We start from the raw sequence: 1,132 nt of genomic DNA on the forward strand, positions 1-1,132 counted from the left end.
TGCCTTGCACTTTTGTTCGATTTATAGACTTCAATCACTATTTATACAAGGGTTTCAGTCTTAACCAGCAAGCCCTAACTACGAATATCATCAAGCTGAACAAATTTGTTCAATTGGTTCTGGTTCGGTTGAATCTGCCGTTAAACAGATTGACCGTCGAACAAAGATTTCTGGGGCACAATGGAAACGAGAAAATGTCCCTCAAGTCCTGGCTCATCGCTCTGCTTACCTCAATGGATTATTGTCGGTTTGAGCCACTTCAAAAAGTGAGATGCTCCCAGTTCAATCCGATTGCAAAGCGTGGAATATCAGGAAAACTAAACTGTCTCCAGTTAGGTGTGTCATATTTTTCTTCAGGCACTAACCCAAGCTTGGACTTGTACCACTCGGCACTAGCTTCAAGATTAGTAACGTCTAATTTAGTGACAAAACTATATTCACCAAAAGTATTTTTCAATGTCATATTCTACTGTCCTAATCCAGAACTTTTGTAATACGGCTATTATAAACTTTTTAGCACAATATACTGTAAACTTACCAATTAATAGTAGTTTAAATTGTTCTGAGTCTGGAGAAGCAATACAAAAGCATTATCATGTGATTTTGCATTATGAACGCGTTGGGAAAGCAGAGTCTAAATTTGAAGCTATGCAGGACACGTTAATGGGAAATACAGTAGTCGAAAATGCCAAAGTTACTTTGATTGAGATTGATACAAACTTACCAGTCTCGCTCTTAACTGAATGATGTGCTAAATAATTCCAATGAATTGGCAAGTAGGAGAAAACAGTAATGCAAAGTATCAAATTGCGTTCTCACGTAGGGTCTAATGGGATCTTAAATTTAGAAATCCCTGTGGGGATAAGGGACAAAGAAATAGAAGTGACAGTAACTTATCAACAGCTAGAACCATCAGCACTCCCAAAAACACCAGAAGAATTGGGATGGCCAGCAGGATTTTTTGAACAAACTTACGGCAGTTGTCAAGATGATCCAATTTGTGATTGATTATGACATCTTCTCAATCACCTCATCACTCAATACTGCTCGGTTAACAATACTGCTCGGTTAAGGGAAAATAGATAGTGGAATAAATCATAATTTGTTCGCGTGTGGCTTACGAGAACAAAAA

The 1,132-nt window shown here is 37.9% G+C and carries 3 protein-coding genes and 1 pseudogene; 3 read left to right on the forward strand and 1 reads right to left on the reverse strand.

Going from position 1 to position 1,132, the window contains the following annotated elements; genetic code table 11:
- Positions 1–76: 76 nt before the first annotated feature.
- Positions 77–253 (forward strand): annotated as a pseudogene (locus GNF10_RS36995) (ISKra4 family transposase); the annotation flags it as partial.
- A 6-nt stretch (positions 254–259) separates the two neighbouring features.
- Here the strand turns inward: GNF10_RS36995 and GNF10_RS37000 are convergent.
- Positions 260–463 (reverse strand): VOC family protein, encoded by a 204-nt coding sequence (locus GNF10_RS37000; RefSeq protein ID WP_185593595.1) that lies wholly within the window; start codon positions 461–463, stop codon positions 260–262.
- Here GNF10_RS37000 and GNF10_RS37005 point away from each other — a divergent pair.
- Together GNF10_RS37005 and GNF10_RS37010 are read left to right on the forward strand one after the other, a co-directional pair.
- Positions 457–747: a hypothetical protein gene (locus GNF10_RS37005; RefSeq protein ID WP_221643802.1), complete on the forward strand. Its 291-nt coding sequence runs from the start codon at positions 457–459 to the stop codon at positions 745–747. The two genes, GNF10_RS37000 and GNF10_RS37005, sit on opposite strands and share 7 nt — an antisense overlap.
- 45 nt (positions 748–792) lie before the next feature.
- On the forward strand, positions 793–1,008 hold the full coding sequence (locus GNF10_RS37010) for a hypothetical protein (protein WP_185580335.1): 216 nt from the start codon (positions 793–795) through the stop codon (positions 1,006–1,008).
- Positions 1,009–1,132: the final 124 nt, after the last annotated feature.

It is taken from the genome of Nostoc sp. UCD121, from assembly GCF_014222285.1.
Lineage (GTDB): Bacteria > Cyanobacteriota > Cyanobacteriia > Cyanobacteriales > Nostocaceae > Nostoc.